Origin of the sequence: Halomonas sp. TG39a (genome assembly GCF_000744395.1) — a bacterium.
GTDB lineage: Bacteria > Pseudomonadota > Gammaproteobacteria > Pseudomonadales > Halomonadaceae > Vreelandella > Vreelandella ventosae_B.
The window spans coordinates 2,195,501-2,213,569 of record NZ_JQLV01000001.1; the positions used below are offsets into that span (position 1 = coordinate 2,195,501).

Annotated in this window: 18 protein-coding genes; 1 reads left to right on the top strand and 17 read right to left on the bottom strand. The window is 55.9% G+C overall.

Annotated features, from left to right (window positions below):
- Positions 1–22 precede the first annotated feature (22 nt).
- The 13 genes from U738_RS09790 to leuC form a co-directional block, all read right to left on the bottom strand.
- Positions 23–598 (bottom strand): CvpA family protein, encoded by a 576-nt coding sequence (locus tag U738_RS09790; RefSeq protein ID WP_035579691.1) that lies wholly within the window; start codon positions 596–598, stop codon positions 23–25.
- Positions 599–601: 3 nt separating this feature from the next.
- Positions 602–1,339 (bottom strand): SPOR domain-containing protein, encoded by a 738-nt coding sequence (locus U738_RS09795; protein WP_035579693.1) that lies wholly within the window; start codon positions 1,337–1,339, stop codon positions 602–604.
- Positions 1,326–2,669 carry a bifunctional tetrahydrofolate synthase/dihydrofolate synthase gene (gene folC / locus U738_RS09800; protein WP_035579696.1) on the bottom strand — a complete coding sequence of 448 codons (1,344 nt, stop codon included), beginning with the start codon at positions 2,667–2,669 and terminating at the stop codon, positions 1,326–1,328. Before folC ends, U738_RS09795 begins: the two co-directional genes overlap by 14 nt.
- Positions 2,662–3,681, bottom strand: a complete 1,020-nt coding sequence (gene accD / locus U738_RS09805; protein ID WP_035579698.1) for an acetyl-CoA carboxylase, carboxyltransferase subunit beta — start codon at positions 3,679–3,681, stop codon at positions 2,662–2,664. Before accD ends, folC begins: the two co-directional genes overlap by 8 nt.
- 94 nt (positions 3,682–3,775) lie before the next feature.
- Positions 3,776–4,579: a tryptophan synthase subunit alpha gene (gene trpA / locus U738_RS09810; RefSeq protein WP_035579702.1), complete on the bottom strand. Its 804-nt coding sequence runs from the start codon at positions 4,577–4,579 to the stop codon at positions 3,776–3,778.
- 8 nt (positions 4,580–4,587) lie between these two features.
- Complete coding sequence (trpB, locus tag U738_RS09815) at positions 4,588–5,775, bottom strand: tryptophan synthase subunit beta (protein WP_171051224.1); 1,188 nt, start codon at positions 5,773–5,775, stop codon at positions 4,588–4,590.
- 147 nt (positions 5,776–5,922) lie between these two features.
- Entirely contained in the window at positions 5,923–6,561 is a 639-nt protein-coding gene (locus U738_RS09820; RefSeq protein WP_035579709.1) for a phosphoribosylanthranilate isomerase, read from the bottom strand.
- Positions 6,558–7,496 carry a tRNA pseudouridine(38-40) synthase TruA gene (gene truA, locus U738_RS09825; protein WP_035579712.1) on the bottom strand — a complete coding sequence of 313 codons (939 nt, stop codon included), beginning with the start codon at positions 7,494–7,496 and terminating at the stop codon, positions 6,558–6,560. The genes U738_RS09820 and truA overlap by 4 nt, the downstream gene beginning before the upstream one ends.
- A gap of 9 nt (positions 7,497–7,505) precedes the next feature.
- A complete protein-coding gene (locus tag U738_RS09830) occupies positions 7,506–9,485 on the bottom strand; it encodes a FimV/HubP family polar landmark protein (protein ID WP_035579714.1) in 1,980 nt (659 codons plus the stop codon).
- A gap of 191 nt (positions 9,486–9,676) precedes the next feature.
- Positions 9,677–10,789, bottom strand: a complete 1,113-nt coding sequence (asd, locus tag U738_RS09835) for an aspartate-semialdehyde dehydrogenase (protein ID WP_035579717.1) — start codon at positions 10,787–10,789, stop codon at positions 9,677–9,679.
- Between the two features lie 221 nt (positions 10,790–11,010).
- Positions 11,011–12,090: a 3-isopropylmalate dehydrogenase gene (leuB, locus tag U738_RS09840; RefSeq protein ID WP_035579719.1), complete on the bottom strand. Its 1,080-nt coding sequence runs from the start codon at positions 12,088–12,090 to the stop codon at positions 11,011–11,013.
- 99 nt (positions 12,091–12,189) lie between these two features.
- Positions 12,190–12,837 carry a 3-isopropylmalate dehydratase small subunit gene (leuD, locus tag U738_RS09845; RefSeq protein ID WP_035579722.1) on the bottom strand — a complete coding sequence of 216 codons (648 nt, stop codon included), beginning with the start codon at positions 12,835–12,837 and terminating at the stop codon, positions 12,190–12,192.
- 3 nt (positions 12,838–12,840) lie between these two features.
- The gene (gene leuC / locus U738_RS09850; RefSeq protein WP_035557379.1) at positions 12,841–14,292 is read right to left on the bottom strand and encodes a 3-isopropylmalate dehydratase large subunit; all 1,452 of its coding nucleotides are present in this window, start codon (positions 14,290–14,292) and stop codon (positions 12,841–12,843) included.
- Between the two features lie 158 nt (positions 14,293–14,450).
- Between leuC and U738_RS09855 the strand changes: the two genes are divergently transcribed.
- The gene (locus tag U738_RS09855; RefSeq protein WP_035579725.1) at positions 14,451–15,347 is read left to right on the top strand and encodes a LysR family transcriptional regulator; all 897 of its coding nucleotides are present in this window, start codon (positions 14,451–14,453) and stop codon (positions 15,345–15,347) included.
- 191 nt (positions 15,348–15,538) lie between these two features.
- Here U738_RS09855 and U738_RS09860 read toward each other — a convergent pair whose 3' ends face one another.
- The 4 genes from U738_RS09860 to U738_RS09870 form a co-directional block, all read right to left on the bottom strand.
- A complete protein-coding gene (locus U738_RS09860) occupies positions 15,539–15,958 on the bottom strand; it encodes a GFA family protein (protein WP_035579728.1) in 420 nt (139 codons plus the stop codon).
- Between the two features lie 212 nt (positions 15,959–16,170).
- Positions 16,171–16,677 (bottom strand): GFA family protein, encoded by a 507-nt coding sequence (locus U738_RS23200; protein ID WP_094584611.1) that lies wholly within the window; start codon positions 16,675–16,677, stop codon positions 16,171–16,173.
- A gap of 118 nt (positions 16,678–16,795) precedes the next feature.
- Complete coding sequence (locus U738_RS09865; RefSeq protein ID WP_035579731.1) at positions 16,796–17,344, bottom strand: macro domain-containing protein; 549 nt, start codon at positions 17,342–17,344, stop codon at positions 16,796–16,798.
- A 115-nt stretch (positions 17,345–17,459) separates the two neighbouring features.
- Complete coding sequence (locus U738_RS09870; RefSeq protein ID WP_035579733.1) at positions 17,460–18,032, bottom strand: nicotinamidase; 573 nt, start codon at positions 18,030–18,032, stop codon at positions 17,460–17,462.
- Between the last annotated feature and the right edge of the window lie 37 nt (positions 18,033–18,069).

Genomic DNA, 18,069 nt, shown 5'->3' on the forward strand with positions numbered 1-18,069 from the left:
TAGAATCAACTTCAGTAACAGGTCAATCACCTGTCGGGATAACTTCTCGCTCCGCCGCGCCAGGCATGCGCAGTTCGGGTAGCGAAATGTCGCGCAGCGACGCTGGCGCCTCAGGCAGTTCTCGATCCCACTGATCTAACTGGCTTACCGCCCAATCGCGCAGTTGAATAAAGGTCGGGCGCAGTTCGGCTTGCTGCCATGCCTGTAGCTCCGCCAGCGGCGTAAGGGTAATCAGCACCGTAGCGATAAGCAAAATAACCGCCCCGCGGGCAACGCCAAATGCGGCCCCCGCCACGCGGTTCAAAAGCCCCATGCCCACCCACTCTATCGCGGCATGCACCAAGCGAATCACGATGCCACAAAGCAAAATAACGGCAAAGATCACTAATATAAAGGCGAGTACTAAGCGGGCATCAAAGCTATCGATAAACCCGCTCATCAGTTCGGCCACCGGCTCAGCGAGCACTCGGGCAACCATTAACGCCACCACCCAGGCGGCCAGCCCCAACGCTTCGCGAACAAACCCCCTGACGAAGCCGGCCAGCATCGACAGCGCCAGCACGGCCAAGAACAGCGCATCAATCCAGGTTAATGCCATGGGTTAGTCTCTTACCCGAACAAGCAGGCCCTGCACATTAGCGCGCTCTTTAATCGAAGACATGGCGGACTCACCCTCTTCAGAAGTGGCATAAGGGCCCACAAAGACGGTGGTCATATTGTTATCGCGCTCACGCTGATAAACAGTAAAACCCTCACCAGAGAGCTGTTCGCTAAGGCGCTGTGCATTATCGGGCTCTCCAAAACTGCCGACTTGCACTGCCCACTCTCCCTGAGCGCTGGATGAGGGGCTCGATGCGCTAGATGACGAGCTTTGCGATGAACCTTGTGAAGAGCCTACTGAAGAGCTCTGCGCCGAGCCTCCAGCGCTGCTTTGACCACTGCTGCTATTACTGGCGATTAAATCAGCGATAGGGTCGCTATTGGGGGTTGCCGGAGTTTCTTCCGCTTCACTGGTGGCCGCCGCTTCTGGGCGGGAAGACTGATTGGAAGCCGCGATTTGATCGGTTTCCGGCAACCGCGGATTGGCGTCAATAGGGATATCGCCCTCTTCACTCTCCCCTTGAGAGGTCGACGATAGCGACGATTCACCAATGGTTGAAGGCCTTTCTGGCGCGGGCACGTCACGGCGCTCCACTTCAACCGGCTGTTCAATCACAAAGCTCGGCTGGGGGCGCTCTTCCCTCGGAGCGGGATCACTCATTAGCCACGGCACAAAGATCGCCAGTAACGCGAGTAGAATCACAATGCCGCTAATGCGTTCCGTTTTACCGTATTTCATTTCCGTCTCCATCAAGCGACGCAGCGCCTGTTGGCAGTGGCCGAGCTAACAGTGCCGCTACTGTAAAGAACGACCCGGTGGCCAAGACACGATCATTGGGCGTTAACATTTGCGCGAGCCAATCGACGCCTGCTTGCGGCGAATCGGCGCGAAAATGCACCCGCCCTCCCTGAGCTATAATACGTTGCGACAACTCGCTTGCCTGGCAACCTCGCTCGCCACCAAGCGACACGCACACCCAATCATTAATGCGGGCCGCTAACACCTGTATGACACCGTCAATATCCTTATCATTCAACATGCCGATAAGACCCCACTGGCGACCACCTTCCGGCGGTGATGGCAAATGGCGAACGACATACTCGGCGGCATGAGGATTATGCCCCACATCCAGGCACCAGGGGCCAACCCATTGCAACCGTCCTGCCAACTGCACCGAACCAAGCGCTGCTTGCACACGTGATTTCTCTAACTCAAGCCCGGCAAGCACAAGCGACTGTAAAGCGCTGGCAGCGTTATCAACAGGCAGCCCAGGATCGGGAAGTTCCTCAATAACAATGGGTTGACCATCCAGATACTGCCCCTGCCAGCGCCATTGGGAGCGTTCACCCGCCATCGCCTGATGGGTAAATTGCTGGCCCAAACTAAACGTGGGCGCGGTAAGCGCCTGGGCACACTCAGCAACGCTTTCTGGCAACGTTTGACTACCTAACACGGCGGGCCGATTGGGCCGAAAAATACCGGCTTTTTCACGCCCTATCTGGGCTAAGTCGGTGCCCAAAAAGTTAGCGTGATCCTGAGCGATGGTGGTGACGATAGCCACATCCGCATCAACAATATTAACCGCATCTAGGCGCCCACCCAGCCCGACTTCCAGTACCGCAAGATCAAGCTCTGCATTGACCAGGCACCACAGACCACACAGCGTACCCGCTTCAAAATAGGTGAGGCTGATTTCACTATCCTGCAAGCGCGCACGCTCCACCTGCTCAAACCCCTGCACAAGCAGTTGGTCGTCGGCTTCCTGACCGTCGATTTTAACGCGTTCGTTGTAGCGCAATAAATGAGGGGAAGTATAGGTACCCACACGCCAACCATGGGCACGGGCAACGCTATCAATCATGGCAAGGGTTGAGCCCTTACCATTGGTGCCTGCTACCGTAATAACGCGAGGGGCGATGGGGCTTGCGAGCAGCCCCATACGTTTTGCCACCTCAGAGACCCGCTCCAGGCCCATATCAATCCCTACCGGGTGCAGCGTTTCCAAATGCTGGAGCCACTGCTGTAAAGAGTATGGCTGTAGAGCGTGTGGTTCTAGAGAGTCAGGCATTGCGTGAATGATCATCACTCTTAGCGGAAGTGGTATCCTGCTTGGTCGCATCGACCTTTTCAAAAGTGACGTTAGCAGTATCCGCTAAGGTAGCTTCCTCGACGATCGGCTCCACTACGTCAGCATCATCAGGGGTTATCGAACTCACCGGGGTCGCATCGTGGTGCGTTAGCTTACGCAGCACACTGCCCACGCGAGCACGCATTTCATGGCGATGGACGATCATATCGACAGTGCCGTGTTCGAGCAGGAACTCACTGCGCTGGAAACCTTCCGGCAAGGTTTCACGCACCGTTTGTTCGATAACCCGCGGGCCAGCAAAACCAATCAAGGCATTGGGTTCGGCAATGTTCAAATCACCTAGCATTGCCAACGAGGCTGAAACACCGCCAAAGACGGGATCAGTGAGCACCGAAATGTACGGCACACCCGCTTGCTTGAGCTTTTCGAGCGCGGCGGAGGTTTTAGCCATCTGCATCAACGAGAACAGCGCTTCCTGCATGCGCGCACCACCAGAGGCGGCAAAACACACCAGCGGGATATTCTCTTCCAGGGCCAGGGTAGCGGCGCGAATAAATTTCTCGCCGACCACCGCCCCCATTGAGCCACCCATAAAGGTGAACTCAAAGGCAACGGCGACCACCGGCAGACCATCCAACTCACCGCGCATAGCGACCAGCGCATCTTTCTCGCCAGTGTCTTTTTGCGCCGCGGTCAGGCGGTCTTTGTATTTTTTAGAGTCGCGGAACTTCAATCGATCAACAGGTTCGATTTCCGCCGCAATCTCTTCGCGTCCTGCTTTATCCAAGAACCAGTCCAAGCGTTTGCGTGCCGTCAAGCGCAGGTGATGATCGCACTTGGGGCATACGCTGTTATGTTTCTCTAGCTCAGGGAGATAGAGAACCGCTTCGCACTTGGGACATTTACGCCAGAGGCCGTCGGGCACGCTAGCGCGACGGTCTTTACGCTGGATACGACCCATGGAGGGTACGATCTTGTCTAACCAGCTCATATCAAAAAGGCTTCCGTTATACGTCAACGCCCGGCAAAACCAGGCTTGATGAGTGTCGTTAATCTATTCAGTATAGGCGATAAAGCGTGCTGCTTTAGGCATCCATCGCCGTACGCATCTCTGCTAATACACTTTTCAACTGGCCTGCAATGGTTTCCGGCGCATCGACACTTTCAGCAATGCGGTTAACCAAAGCGCTGCCTACAATCACACCATCGGCGACTTTAGCGACTTCCGCAGCAGTCACACCATCGCGGATGCCGAAACCAACACATAGCGGCAAATCGGTCATCCCCCGCAGCGGCGCCAGGTGCTCGGCTACATCGTCTGCGTTCAGGGTGGCGGCACCGGTCACGCCTTTCAGCGAAACATAGTAGAGGTAGCCTTCACCATGGGCGCATATTGTAGCGGCACGCTGGTGCGAAGTGGTAGGCGCAACGAGAAAAATCGCTGCTAAATGCCGAGATTTCAGCAGCGGCCCAATCTCTTCGGCCTCTTCCGGGGGCATATCCACTATCAGCACGCCGTCAACGCCTACGCTGGCGGCTTGATCGGCAAAGTTCTCGTAGCCAATCCGCTCAATAGGATTCAAATACCCCATCAGCACCACCGGCGTGGTGGTATCGGTTTGGCGGAATTCTTTGACCATTTGCATGAGGTCAACCAGCCGTGTGCCCTGCTTTAAAGCACGTTCACAGGCTTTTTGAATCACCGGGCCATCGGCCATGGGGTCGGAAAAAGGCACACCTAGCTCAATCACATCGGCGCCTGCTTCCACCAATGCATGCATAAAGCCCACGGTGTACTGCGGCGCCGGATCCCCTGCGGTAATGTAAGGGATCAGGGCCTTGCGACCCTGCTGCTTAAGTTCACTGAAACGCTGATCAATACGGTTCATGCTCGCCCTTAAAATTCGATGCCATCAATCTTAGCAACTGTCATGATGTCTTTGTCGCCACGCCCGGAGAGGTTGACCACGATATGCTGGTCAGGACGCATGGTAGGCGCCAATACCTTGGCGTGAGCCAACGCGTGAGCTGACTCAAGGGCGGGCATAATACCCTCCATGTGGGTCAGCTCGCGGAACGCTTCGAGCACTTCTTTATCGTTTGCCGCCACGTAGGAGACCCGCCCCACGTCTTTCCATAGCGCGTGCTCTGGGCCCACGCCCGGATAATCCAGACCGGCCGAAATCGAGTGGGTATCAGATACCTGCCCGGCTTCATCTGACATTAAGTAGGTGCGGTTACCGTGCAGCACGCCGCGGGGGGCATTGGATGCCAGCGGCGCCGCATGACGGCCGGTTTCCACGCCATCACCACCGGCTTCGACGCCGTACATGGCCACGTCGTCATCTTCCACAAAGGGGTAGAACAGACCCAAGGCGTTGGAGCCACCGCCCACACAGGCAATCAGCGCATCGGGTAGACGGCCAATCTGCTCAAGCGACTGGCGGCGCGCTTCACGCCCCACCACCGCATTGAAATCGCGCACCAGCAGTGGATAAGGGTGCGGGCCAGCCACGGTACCGATGATATAAAAGGTGTTATCAACGTTGGTGACCCAGTCACGCAGCGCTTCGTTCATGGCGTCTTTAAGGGTACGGGTACCGGACTCCACCGGAATGACCCGAGCGCCCAGCAGGCGCATACGATAGACGTTTAGCTTCTGGCGCTGGACATCTTCAGCGCCCATATAGACGTCGCACTCAAGCCCTAAGCGAGCGGCCACGGTCGCAGAGGCAACGCCATGCTGGCCCGCCCCGGTTTCAGCGATAATCCGCGGCTTGCCGGTTTTTTTGGCCAGTAGTGCCTGACCAATGGTGTTGTTGACCTTGTGAGCGCCGGTATGATTCAGGTCTTCGCGCTTCAACCAAATCTGCGCACCGCCAAGACTCGCCGACCAGCGCTTGGCGTGGTAAAGCGGTGACGGACGTCCTACGTAGTGGGCAAGGTCGTAGTCAAACTCGGCCTGGAAGTCGGGGTCATCACGCAGGCTTAAGTAGGTTTTCTCCAACTCTTCCAACGCAAAGCTGAGAGTTTCTGACACGAACCGACCGCCGTAGGGGCCAAAATGACCGCGGGCATCCGGCATTCGGGTCAGATCGCTGAATTTAGTTTTCGGAGCAGGCGTCGCAGAAACTGTCACAGAGATACCTCACAAGATCGCCAGAACAGGCAAACAATAAATGAACTCACTAATAACGCAGCAGATTCAGTACACGTCACTGCGCAGCGTACTCTAACGAGCGTCGGCTAACGCTACATAACGAACGAAAGACGCCATCTTGTCGGCATCTTTACAGCCGTGGGAGGCTTCAATACCACCCGACACATCCACTGCATAAGGCGCTACCTGACGCACAGCGTCAGCAATGTTAGCAGCACTCAACCCACCGGCGAGGATAACAGGTTTTGCAAGATTTGCGGGGATTCTCGACCAATCAAAGATCTCTCCCGTGCCCCCCGGCGTTCCCGGTCGATAGGCATCTAACAGCAGCGCCTGGGCCTGATGATAGCGCTCTGCCTCATGGGCTAGATCTATCTCATCGCGCATACGCAGCGCTTTCATCCAGGGTAGCGCAAAGCGCTGACACTCCTCGGGCGTTTCATTGCCGTGAAACTGGAGCATATCGAGATAGGGTAAGCACTGCTCGATGAGCTCAGCAGGCTGGTCAACGAACAGCCCCACCCGGGTCACAAAGGCGGGTACCCGGGCAGACAGCGCGGCCAGTTGCTCAACACTCACGCTGCGGGCACTTTTCGGCCACATAACGAACCCCAAGGCGTCCACGCCCAGCGCCACGGCGCGGTCAATATCCTCGCCGCGGGTAAAGCCGCAGAACTTGATGCGGGTACGGATTAGCGCAGCAGCACTCATGACGGCACCTCCTGCTCAGGGTTAGCAGCCGGATGGCGAAGCGAACGATTGCGCCGATAAGCTATCCGCGGCGTATCAGGCAACTCGCGCTCCCCGGTCCATTCACCGGTAAATGAGAGCAGATGCGGCCCCAGCGGCTCTTTGGGCAGATCAAAGCGCTCATCGTAAACCGAATCGACAAAATGCAACCCACAAGCAGGCGCGGTGACATCGCCTTTGCGGCGGTTTTGCAGCGCCAGCAGTTCGCCAATATAGGTCTCACTCTGAGCACCACGCCCTACACTCACCAGTGCCCCGGCGATGTTACGAATCATATGGTGCAAAAACGCATTGCCTTGAATATCGATCATCACCAGTTGGCCGTAGCGCTTTACGTCGACAAAGTGCATATGCCGCCAGGGGGATTTCGATTGACAGCCAGCGGCGCGGAAGCTGGAAAAATCATGCTCCCCTACCAGCGCCTGGGCGGCCCGGTGCATGGCATCGGCGTCTAACGGATCCCGGCACCAGGTCACATTGGCCCGCTCTAATACGGGGCGACTAATCTGGTTCAGCAGCACGTAGCGGTAACGGCGCCCCAGGGCACACAGGCGTGAGTGGAAGTCGTCGCCTACGGGCTTTACCCAACGCACGGCGATATCGCGGGGCAACTGGGTATTAGCGCCAAAGATCCAGGCTTTTTCAGAGCGCCCCACCGGCGGGTCAAAATGAACGATTTGGCGCGTCGCGTGCACACCCGAATCTGTGCGCCCGCTAGCGTTCACCCGAATGGACTCATTGGCCACCTTGGACAGCGCATCCTCTAGCGACGCCTGAACCGATGCGGCGTGGTTTAAGCGCTGAAAACCGCAGTAGCGGGTACCGTCGTACTCGATACCCATTGCCAAGCGGCCAGTAAGCGGAATTTTCTCATCGAAGTGATAGAACAGCGTCATCAAGCCACATCATGTTGAAGATTTTGAAGGATCACTATTATCCAGCCCTCGCGGCTTGAATGCTACCTCTTCAATTTCCCACTCCTCCTCGACCGGCCGACGCGGGTGTTTCGCCGGAGGCACCGGTTCCGCATGCGGCTCACTGGCAAGCGCTACCGTGGGCTGCATTGGGGTCTCAATGCGAGGGCCATCCTGGCTGTCTGAAAAGCTATTTGAAGGGCTATTGGAAGCGCTGTTTAAGATCGGCGGATGGTAATCGATAAAGCGATGGCCGGGATCCTCAGCGGCAACCGATGGCTTCTCGGTTGGCTGCGCAGCCGCCGCTGGTTCAGACGCGGGTAAACCCGTACCGATAGAAGCCAGCCGCTGGCTCATGGGGGCAGCACTCGGCGGAGGCGCCAATGAAACGCTTTCAGAGCTGTCAGTGGCCACGGCATGCAGCCCGAACCGTCGCTGACGCCCCTGCTCAGCCAGTCCCGACGCTTGGCTTTTTTCATAGCGTAGAGTGTCATCTTGCGCTGGCATCTGCGCTTGATCGTCGACCAGCCACTGGTCGGTATCTAATGGCTGCTCGTCGTTAGTGGCCGGAGCATCGGCGGCCTCAGCCTGGGGCTCTGGTTCGTTGTCAGGCATAGTCGCGGCGCTGGGCGACACCGTTGGCTTCACCACTGGCTCAACAAGCGGAACGTCATCCCAGGTCTCTTCCCGGCGTTTACGTAGCCACACTAATAGCGCTACCAGCAGTGCAATGGCCGCCAACGCCAGCGACCACTGGTAGCGTTCAATTAAAGCAGCGATACCCGGGCCATCCGTCTCGTCCCTGTCCACAACATTCAAAGTGGCAGCGAGTGGCTCTGGCGATGGCTCTTGAGCCGCCAATGCCTCGCTTAGCGCCTGGGTCAGCGAGGTGACCTCGCCACGCAGTTCGTTAAGCTCTGCGCGCATCAACTCACGCTCTTCAAGCACCTGCTGAAGCGTCGCTTGGCTAAGGCGCAGTTGCTCGGTCAGCTCTGCACGAGTTAACGCTTCTGGCTCGTCGGGTTCCGAACCATCCGACAAGACCGCTTTCGAACCGCCAGCGACAAGCGCGCTATCAGGTTGGTTAGACCCATTTGTCTGTAGGGTTTGGGCGTCGGCTATGGCGGCATCAGCAACGGGGGCGGTTTCAGCCTTGGGTAGCGACACTGCCTGCAACGAGCCATTGCGGCGTGCCCGCCAGGCTTCATTCATGGCTTTAATCGCCGTGTCGGCATCAGCATGAGAGCGTGCCAGAATGCGTTCAGCGTAAGGCACTTCTAACGTTTGGCCGGCACGCATGTCATTTATATTGCCTGATGGGAAGACCTCAGGATTGGCCTCCAGTAGCGCAACCATCATCTGTTGAACACTTGCTTTGTCGGGCTTAATACGTTCGGCAACACTCCATAACGTATCGCCACTGCCTATGTAAGCGCGGCTATTTCCGGGGGCACTCCCGCTGGCACGAGCAGGCGTCGCGGGCCCAGTCTCAGCAACTGGAGTGGCAACCGCTACGGGGCTAGCGGTTTGAGCCTGGCCCTGTTGCGACCGACCCTGCTGAGAATAGCCTTGTTGAGAATAGCCCTGGGGATCAAACAGCAATGTGATATCGCGAAACTGTTGCCCGCCCGGATACTCAACCGTTAACAGTACATCAAGCCAGGGCTCCTGCATCGCTTGGTCAGAACTTAAGCGCACCTGACGCTGCCCCTGATACTCCACCACCTGAGCACGTACACTGGCAGCTAACGGCGTCCACTCAAGGCCTGCTGTGGCGAAATCAGAGGGGTCGGCAATCTCTACACGAATATTGTCTAGTGCGTAATCACTGCTTTCCAATAGCGGGATCGAGGCATCTAAAGGCGCATTCAGGTACGAGCTGACACTCGCCTGCCCTAAGCCAATGGCTAGCGCGATAGGACTCATTGCACTCAACGAGAGCCATGTCATCCATGTCAGTGTTTTTTTCATGAATGTTCCCTGATGCCCACTTACTTTTAACCATTGATACCCAATTATTGTATTACGTCTTTTTTATCATAACTTAACGAAATAGAGCGGTTTTTCCCACTAACGTGGCGAATAAGAGCAAAAAAAACGGGAAGCTGCGAGCAGCTTCCCGTTTTCGACTGGCGTACTACATACCGTACTACAACAAATAATTACTGCTCGCGCAGGATCTTCAGCATCCGCTTCAGCGGTTCTGCGGCGCCCCACAGCAACTGGTCACCCACGCTGAATGCCGAGAGGTATTCACCGCCCATTTGCAGCTTACGCAGACGGCCAACCGGCACTTGTAGCGTACCAGTCGCAGCTGCAGGCGTTAGGCCAGCAATGGTGGCGTCTTTATCGTTGGGAATCAGCTTGACCCACTCGTTGTGCTTGGCGATGCGATCTTCGATCTCATCCAGCGGCACATCGTGCTTGAGCTTGATAGTGAACGCCTGGCTGTGCGAACGCATCGCACCAATACGCACGCATAGACCATCGATGGGGATCGGGTTGTTGTCGAGACCAAGAATCTTGTTGGTCTCAACGCTGCCCTTCCACTCTTCACGGCTCTGGCCGTTATCCAGCTTGGTATCGATCCACGGCAGCAGGCTACCCGCCAGCGGTGCGGCAAAGTTATCGGTCGGGAAGTCGTTGCTGCGCATCGCTGCGGTGACTTTACGATCGATATCCAGAATTGCGCTTGACGGATCTTTTAGCTCTTCGCCAACGCTATCGCGCAGCGTACCCATTTGGTTGAGCAACTCGCGCATGTGCTTAGCGCCCGAGCCAGAAGCCGCCTGATAGGTCATGGAGGTCATCCACTCGACCATATCGGCTTCAAACAGACCGCCCAAGCCCATCAACATCAGGCTCACGGTGCAGTTGCCACCGACAAAGGTTTTGGCGCCTTTGGCTAGCTGGTCGTCGATCACCCTGCGGTTAACCGGATCCAGCACAATCGTCGCTTCATCTTCCATACGCAACGTGCTGGCAGCGTCAATCCAGTAGCCTTTCCAGCCTGCGCTGCGCAGATCTTTATAAACCGGCTTGGTGTAATCGCCACCCTGACAGGTGATAACGACATCCAGCGCCTTGAGCGCTTCAATATCAAAGGCGTCTTTCAGCGGAGGGACGTCTACACCGATGTCGGGGCCGGGCTGACCTACCTGGGAGGTGGTGAAAAACACCGGCTCAATGCCGTTAAAATCACCATCTTCCTGCATGCGCTGCATCAGCACTGAACCCACCATGCCGCGCCATCCCACGAAACCGACTTTCAACATATGAAGTCCTCCTGCAAAGAATGAGTCCTTGTATTATACACACTTCTTTACGGTGATTTTGAAGCCGCACTGAACAGCTAATGTTAATGGCTGAGCAAACAAAGGTGCCGAGGATAGGTCGTAGAGGGGGTCATTTGCCATGGATGGCAAATGTAGCGCCCAGGGAGGGGTTTACAGCGCCCCCTCGTAGACCTATCGCCGGAGTAGCCCGACGACTTTACTCACTGCTTAGCAAACGCAGCCAACACCGCATCGCCCATGGCATCGGTACCAATGGCCTGCATACCTTCAGAGGCGATATCCGCCGTGCGCAGGCCGTCATCCAGCACGCTGCCTACAGCGGCTTCAATACGCTCAGCCATGGCATTCTCGTTTAATGAGTAGCGCAGCATCATGGCAACAGACAGCATCATGGCCAGCGGATTAGCCACGTTTTGACCGGCGATGTCCGGCGCGCTGCCGTGGCAAGGCTCGTACATGCCCTGTCCGCTTTCGTTAAGCGATGCTGAAGGCAGCATCCCAATGGAGCCGGTGAGCATGGCGGCAGCATCGGAAAGAATGTCGCCAAACATATTGCCCGTCACCACTACGTCAAACTGCTTGGGCGCGCGCACCAATTGCATGGCGGCGTTATCCACGTACATATGGGAGAGCTCTACGTCTGGGTACTCTGGCGCCAAACGCTCCATCACTTCCCGCCACAAGATGGTGACTTCCAGCACGTTGGCTTTATCTACTGAGCAAAGTTTTTTGCCGCGCTTTTGGGCCATTTCAAACGCCACTCGGCCAATACGCTCAATCTCGCTTTCAGAATAGATATAGGTATTAAAGCCCACTCGCTCACCGTTGCGCACTTCAATGCCACGGGGCTGGCCGAAATAGATACCGCCGGTGAGTTCACGGACAATCATAATATCCAGCCCGGCCACTAGCTCAGGCTTCAGGCTGGAAGCGCTGGCCAACTGCGGGTAAAGCATTGCTGGGCGCAGGTTGCCGAACAATCCCAGGTTTTTACGCAGACCCAGCAGGCCTTTTTCAGGACGCTTGGAGAGGTCTTCAATTTTGTCCCACTTGGGACCACCCACAGCCCCCAGCAGAATAGCGCTGGCGGCTTTGGCTTTTTCAAGGGTTTCCGCAGGCAGCGGCTCGCCGTGCACATCATAGGCCGAGCCGCCCACCAGGCCTTCTTCGACTTCAATATCCAAGCCCGCTTCCTGGCACGCCTTCAACAAACGTGCCGCCTGAGCAGCAATCTCGGGGCCGATACCATCACCCGGCAGCAATAAAACCTTATGCGTCATGCTGAATCCTTAACGTGTTATCAAGCGACTTTGGCCGCTTTGCGCGTTGCAATGGGGTTGCAACGCGCTATCAAACTGACTGTGAAAACTGGAAAGCGTTTAGGCAGACTGCCGGAACAACCAGGGGCGCGCGGCTTTATGCTTCTGCTCAAAAGCACGAATGGCGTCTTCGTCTTTTAGCGTCAGGCCAATATCGTCCAGCCCTTCCAGCAGGCAGTGTTTGCGGAACTCATCCACTTCAAACTCTAAAATCTCACCACTGGGAGTAACCACCCGCTGGTTCTCTAAATCCACATCCAACTGGTAGCCTTCGTTGGCTTCCACTTCAGCAAACAGGCGATCGACCACATCTTCTGGGAAGGTGATCAGCAAAATGCCGTTCTTGAACGAGTTGTTGTAGAAGATATCGGCAAAGCTAGGCGCAATCACCACCTTGAAACCGAAATCTTCCAGCGCCCAAGGCGCGTGTTCGCGGGAGCTACCGCAACCAAAGTTACGCCGCGCCAGCAGCACTTCAGAACCTTTGAAGCGCGGCTGGTTCAAGACGAAATCAGGATTGAGCGGGCGCTGCGAGCAATCCTGCCCCGGCTGGCCTTCATCCAAATAACGCAATTCATCAAACAGATTAACGCCAAAGCCGGTGCGCTTGATTGATTTCAAAAACTGCTTCGGGATAATCAGATCGGTATCGACGTTGGCGCGATCAAGGGGCGCAACCACACCTCCAAAACGTTCAAATTTTTTCATGGCTTAGGCCTCCTGAGCGTGAGTGGCGTCGTTAGCGGGCAAGCTGCGGACATCGACAAAGTGACCGGCGATTGCCGCTGCCGCTGCCATGGCAGGGCTGACCAAGTGGGTGCGGCCACCGTAGCCCTGCCGCCCTTCAAAGTTACGGTTAGAGGTCGAAGCGCAGTGTTCGCCGGCACCCAACTTATCCGCGTTCATGGCCAAACACATGGAGCAGCCCGGTTCACGCCACTCAAAACCCGCTTCAATAAAGATTTTATCCAACCCTTCCGCTTCTGCCTGGCGCTTCACCAAGCCAGAGCCCGGCACCACCATGGCCAGTTTGATAGAGTCAGCGACTTTTTTGCCCTTGGCCACCTTGGCGGCTTCACGCAAGTCTTCAATACGCGAGTTGGTGCAGGAACCGATAAAAATCTTATCCAGCTTAATGTCGGTAATTTTCTGGTTGGGCTGAAGGCCCATATACTCAAGCGCTCGCGTATGGCTGCGCTGTACGGTTTCATCCAGCGCGGCTAACGGGTCGGGCACTTGGCCGGAAATGCCGGTGACCATTTCCGGGCTGGTACCCCAGCTCACCTGTGGCTCGATCTCTTCAGCCTGCAAAGTAACCACTTTATCGAACTGCGCATCGTCATCAGAGACCAGATTGCGCCAGTCGGCTACTGCGGCTTCCCACTGTTCTGCGGTCGGCGCAAAGGGGCGCTTACCAAGATAATCGATGGTGGTGTCGTCTACGGCGATCAGACCGACCCGTGCGCCCGCTTCAATGGCCATATTGCACACAGTCATGCGGCCTTCCATAGAGAGCGAGGCAATGGCACTTCCAGCAAATTCAATGGCGTAGCCAGTGCCGCCTGCGGTGCCGATCTTGCCGATAATCGCCAGCACTACGTCTTTGGCAGTCACGCCCAGGCCTAATTCACCCTCCACGCGCACCTGCATATTCTTCATTTTTTGCGCCAGCAAGCACTGGGTCGCCATGACGTGCTCAACTTCCGAGGTACCAATACCATGGGCCAAGGCACCAAAAGCCCCGTGGGTGGCGGTATGAGAGTCGCCACACACCACGGTCATTCCTGGCAGCGTTGCGCCCTGTTCGGGGCCAACCACGTGCACAATGCCCTGGCGCGGATCGTTGATTTTGAACTCTTCGATGCCGTACTCAAGGCAGTTGTCGTCCAGGGTTTGCACCTGAATCAGTGACACCGGATCTTTAATCCCGCTGTTGCCCTCGGCACGCTCTTTAATGGTCGTTGGCACGTTATGGTCGGGCGTGGCTAAATTGGCATCCAAACGCCACGGCTTACGATTAGCTAAACGCAGGCCTTCAAACGCTTGAGGCGAGGTCACTTCATGAAGCAACTGGCGGTCGATGTAGATCAACGCAGTGCCGTCATCGCGCTGCTTCACCAAGTGTTGATTCCAAAGCTTGTCGTAAAGGGTTTGACCTGACATGTGACTCTCCTGGGCAGTGCACTGCTAGTTCGGTATGGCCGCCTCTATGGGCTGCTTAAATTGCTTGTGGGTCAGTGTCACGCGACTCGCGCATAAAAGCAATTCATGTTATTCATAGTTTAGATTCCAAACTGGAATAGCTAATTAGGGAGCAGCCCTTGGATACCCAAAGCTTACAAGCCTTTTTGGCCGTGGCAGATACGCAAAGTTTCTCACGCGCGGCTGAACAGCTGCACCTAACCCAGCCTGCGGTAAGCAAACGCATTGCCACGCTAGAGTCCCAGGTGGGTACACGGCTGTTTGATCGTATTAGTCGGCGTATTGCGTTAACCGAAGCCGGTAGCGTGCTGCTACCCCAAGCGCGGCGGATACTGTTTAGCGTAGAAGATAGCCGCCGCGCGTTGGCCAACCTTTCTGGCCAAGTAGGCGGCAAACTCACCCTGGCCACTAGCCACCATATTGGCCTGCATCGCTTACCACCGCTATTAAAGCAGTACACCCAGCGCCACCCAGAGGTTACGCTAGACCTGCACTTTCTGGATTCCGAACAGGCTTACCAGGGAGTGCTGGACGGCACCCTGGAAATGGCCGTGGTGACGCTGGCGCCCCACCCTCATGAGCAACTGCAGGTGGTAGAGCTGTGGCGCGACCGGCTCTGTTTTGCCTGCGCTATCGATCACCCTCTTACCCACCAGGTCTCTCAAAGCGTTCTGTCACTGACCGATCTATGCGAATACAACTGCGTGATGCCGGGGGCGAAGACCTTTACAGGATCCCTTATCGCGCAGCGTTTTAGCCAAGCGGGCCTGGAACTGCCGGTGAGCATGGCAACCAACTATTTAGAAACGCTAAAGATGATGTGCAGCGTGGGCTTAGGTTGGAGCCTGCTACCGGAAAAAATGATCGACAGCGAACTGGTTGAGCTAAAAGTAGACACCCCGCCTATTTACCGCCCGCTGGGGTACTTGGTGCATACCAACCGAACGCTGTCCAATGCGGCGCAAATGATGATTGAGGAGCTGGAAAATACGCGGGGTGAGAGCCCTATAAAATAAGCCCTATGTGTAGCGCTCGTAGAACTCGCTTTCTCATGGCCACACGCTACGGTATGTGCACACATCTGGCTTTGTGGGTTTTTGTAGCGCGTGGTAAGCCTCAGGCGCACCCGCGGGAGCAGCGCGAAGCGGTGCCGGGGTTTAGCTGAGGTGCCACCGGGCGTCGTTCAGCCGGCTCCTGAATTGCCTCCCTATTCACCAAACTGGGCGAACACTTCTTCGCCGGTCAACTGCTTGGTTTTTTCTGCTAGTGAATAGTAACGCGGCTTTTGATCGATAAATATTTGCTCGGTTATTTTCCAATCATCCGCACCATCAAGAAGCCCAACGGGAAGCGCATAATGCCCATCCTGCTTTAAGCGATAAAAAAGGTGGGTGCCACATTTCTGGCAGAAACCACGCTCAGCCCACTCAGAGGAACTGAAGGTGGATATATACTCGGAGCCTTTAAAGTCCACACCACCGGCAAACTCAACCGCAAACAACGGGCCACCACCCCACTTTCTACACATCGAGCAGTGACAAACGCCGACATGGTTGCTTTTGGTGGCAACAGTAACGCTGACAATCCCGCAAAGACAGGCCCCATGAAGCTGTGTGGTGGATGCCATATTTATCTCCTTCAGATATTCGTGTTCAACCCTCAAAAGCCAAGATAGCTCAAAATTGATCCTTCAATATTGCCCCCCCCCCTTTAATCTATGAGAACTTCCGCTAAGAGCGCGTGTATCTTGGATCAAATGGGTAGATAACAGCACGCTTAGCTTTGTCGCCAAGGCACTGGCGCAACGAAGATGGCCTATCCCTGTTGGTGCGTCTCACGTTAGCGGCCAATAATCATCTGAAGCCTACTGACAACTAGGCGTACGATCAGCTTCAAAGGAAATGACTTATAGGCAGGCGGATCAGTTGGAAGAGTGCTGGGATCCTTGAGAAACTTGGTGGCGATACGTGACTGGAGAGGCGGTGCTTCGTCTACAAATCGTTGGCGATACAACGAGATCCAGTGCTGCGAATTTTCAAAGGAGACAAAAAGAGGTGAATTGCAGCATGTTGCCACCATACGACTCGTTGGCGATTTATCCCGAAATTTATAAGGATGGAGATACTCATGACCGCGCACTACGGCGTATCGGTCATTACGATGAAGCACATATTGGGTACCTAAAAATGGGTCCATGATGGGCTCCGGCGGCAAGAGTTTTGCAAGTTCATCTGCCGCAAATTGGCAATCATCACAATGGCACACAGTGCAATAGATTGGCGCGCCCTCTAGCTCAACGGCAACTTGGCCACATGAACACTCAACTAAAGATTGATCAACCGGCATCCGATTACCTCCAAGTGGACACTAGCGTCTAAGCTCGCCAGCGGCAATAAAGCGCCTGCTGACAAATAATCCAATCACTGCGCAGGGTTATGTAACTCTCGCCCAAAAGACACCGAAACTACGGTTCTACTGGATCAATGGTCAAGCGTTGAGCCAATGCTTTGTGGAGAGTCTGCCGAGCCGCTTCGTTAAACAGTACGAAACGGATCAGGCGCACTTTATGCAAGCTGGGGAGTGTGGCTTCAAGGGTAGCCGCACACACTTGAGCGGCTTCTTCCGTTGGATAGCCAAAGGCGCCAGTAGAGAGTGCCGGGAAAGCCAGCCGCTCAATATCATTCTCCTCGGCAAGTTTCAGCGCGTTGCGGTAGCAGTCCGCCAGCAGTTGATCCCCCGGCTTGTCGACGCCGTATACCGGGCCCAGGCAGTGAATCACCCAGCGATTGGGCAGGTTATGGCCGCCAGTGAGTACCGCTTGGCCCGGGACGATGGGCGCAATAAGCCGCCCCTCTTCCGCTAAGCCGGGCCCGGCTGCGCGATGAAGCGCCCCTGCTACACCACCACCGGTTCGCAATTGCGCATTGGCAGCATTAATCACAGCGTCTACATCGGACTGTTGGGCAATATCGCCCACCACGCACTGAACGCTGACTCGGCTCTTATCGCTCATAAACTCCCCCGTCTATATACGATGCATTGCGTCACACTCGCTGATGAAGGCCATCCTTTACTGCGGCAAATACCGGAAATGCGGTCTGAACAGAGCAGCTCCGCTCAACTACAGTTCACGCGCTGTCTTCGATAATCGCCCCGGCTTCGCGCATTTCATCCATCACGGCGCCCAATTGCTCCGCATTGACTGCGCGGGTGGCATCGGCGATTAAGTGGGTTTCAAAACCGAACTTGCAGGCATCTAGCACGGTAGCCTTAACGCAGATATCGCAGGCCAGCCCTCCAATCCAAACGCGTTTGATCCCCCGGCTTTCTAGAAAGCCTTGAAGGCCGGTGCCATCAAAAGCGGAGTAGGCGTCGCGATCAAATGCCGTACCCTTGCTAACGCGCACGGTATTCGGCGGCAATTGCAGGTCCGGATGAAAAGCAGCGCCTTCTGTATCCTGAAGGCAATGTGGTGGCCAAGGACCTCCTTGGGACTCAAAGGAGCAATGATCCACCGGGTGCCAGTCCCGGGAAACCACGGCCAGAGCACCCTGCTGGGCGGCCTTTTCCAACCAATCATTCAGCACCGGCACCACCGCATCGCCACCGTCAATACCCAGCGCGCCGCCAGGGCAGAAATCGTTCTGCACATCCACGGCGATCACCGCATCCTGTGAGCAAAGTGTTTCCGCAGCACGCATAAACAGCTCCTTTTAGCTTATCGGCGTTGCAACACGT

What these genes read in the sequence shown, in the direction of transcription:
- U738_RS09790 (WP_035579691.1), bottom strand. Translation starts at nt 598, where the DNA reads ATGGCATTAACCTGGATTGATGCGCTGTTCTTGGCCGTGCTGGCGCTG.
- U738_RS09795 (WP_035579693.1), bottom strand. Translation starts at nt 1,339, where the DNA reads ATGAAATACGGTAAAACGGAACGCATTAGCGGCATTGTGATTCTACTC.
- folC (WP_035579696.1), bottom strand. Translation starts at nt 2,669, where the DNA reads ATGCCTGACTCTCTAGAACCACACGCTCTACAGCCATACTCTTTACAG.
- accD (WP_035579698.1), bottom strand. Translation starts at nt 3,681, where the DNA reads ATGAGCTGGTTAGACAAGATCGTACCCTCCATGGGTCGTATCCAGCGT.
- trpA (WP_035579702.1), bottom strand. Translation starts at nt 4,579, where the DNA reads ATGAACCGTATTGATCAGCGTTTCAGTGAACTTAAGCAGCAGGGTCGC.
- trpB (WP_171051224.1), bottom strand. Translation starts at nt 5,775, where the DNA reads ATGCCGGATGCCCGCGGTCATTTTGGCCCCTACGGCGGTCGGTTCGTG.
- U738_RS09820 (WP_035579709.1), bottom strand. Translation starts at nt 6,561, where the DNA reads ATGAGTGCTGCTGCGCTAATCCGTACCCGCATCAAGTTCTGCGGCTTT.
- truA (WP_035579712.1), bottom strand. Translation starts at nt 7,496, where the DNA reads ATGACGCTGTTCTATCACTTCGATGAGAAAATTCCGCTTACTGGCCGC.
- U738_RS09830 (WP_035579714.1), bottom strand. Translation starts at nt 9,485, where the DNA reads ATGAAAAAAACACTGACATGGATGACATGGCTCTCGTTGAGTGCAATG.
- asd (WP_035579717.1), bottom strand. Translation starts at nt 10,789, where the DNA reads ATGTTGAAAGTCGGTTTCGTGGGATGGCGCGGCATGGTGGGTTCAGTG.
- leuB (WP_035579719.1), bottom strand. Translation starts at nt 12,090, where the DNA reads ATGACGCATAAGGTTTTATTGCTGCCGGGTGATGGTATCGGCCCCGAG.
- leuD (WP_035579722.1), bottom strand. Translation starts at nt 12,837, where the DNA reads ATGAAAAAATTTGAACGTTTTGGAGGTGTGGTTGCGCCCCTTGATCGC.
- leuC (WP_035557379.1), bottom strand. Translation starts at nt 14,292, where the DNA reads ATGTCAGGTCAAACCCTTTACGACAAGCTTTGGAATCAACACTTGGTG.
- U738_RS09860 (WP_035579728.1), bottom strand. Translation starts at nt 15,958, where the DNA reads ATGGCATCCACCACACAGCTTCATGGGGCCTGTCTTTGCGGGATTGTC.
- U738_RS23200 (WP_094584611.1), bottom strand. Translation starts at nt 16,677, where the DNA reads ATGCCGGTTGATCAATCTTTAGTTGAGTGTTCATGTGGCCAAGTTGCC.
- U738_RS09865 (WP_035579731.1), bottom strand. Translation starts at nt 17,344, where the DNA reads ATGAGCGATAAGAGCCGAGTCAGCGTTCAGTGCGTGGTGGGCGATATT.
- U738_RS09870 (WP_035579733.1), bottom strand. Translation starts at nt 18,032, where the DNA reads ATGCGTGCTGCGGAAACACTTTGCTCACAGGATGCGGTGATCGCCGTG.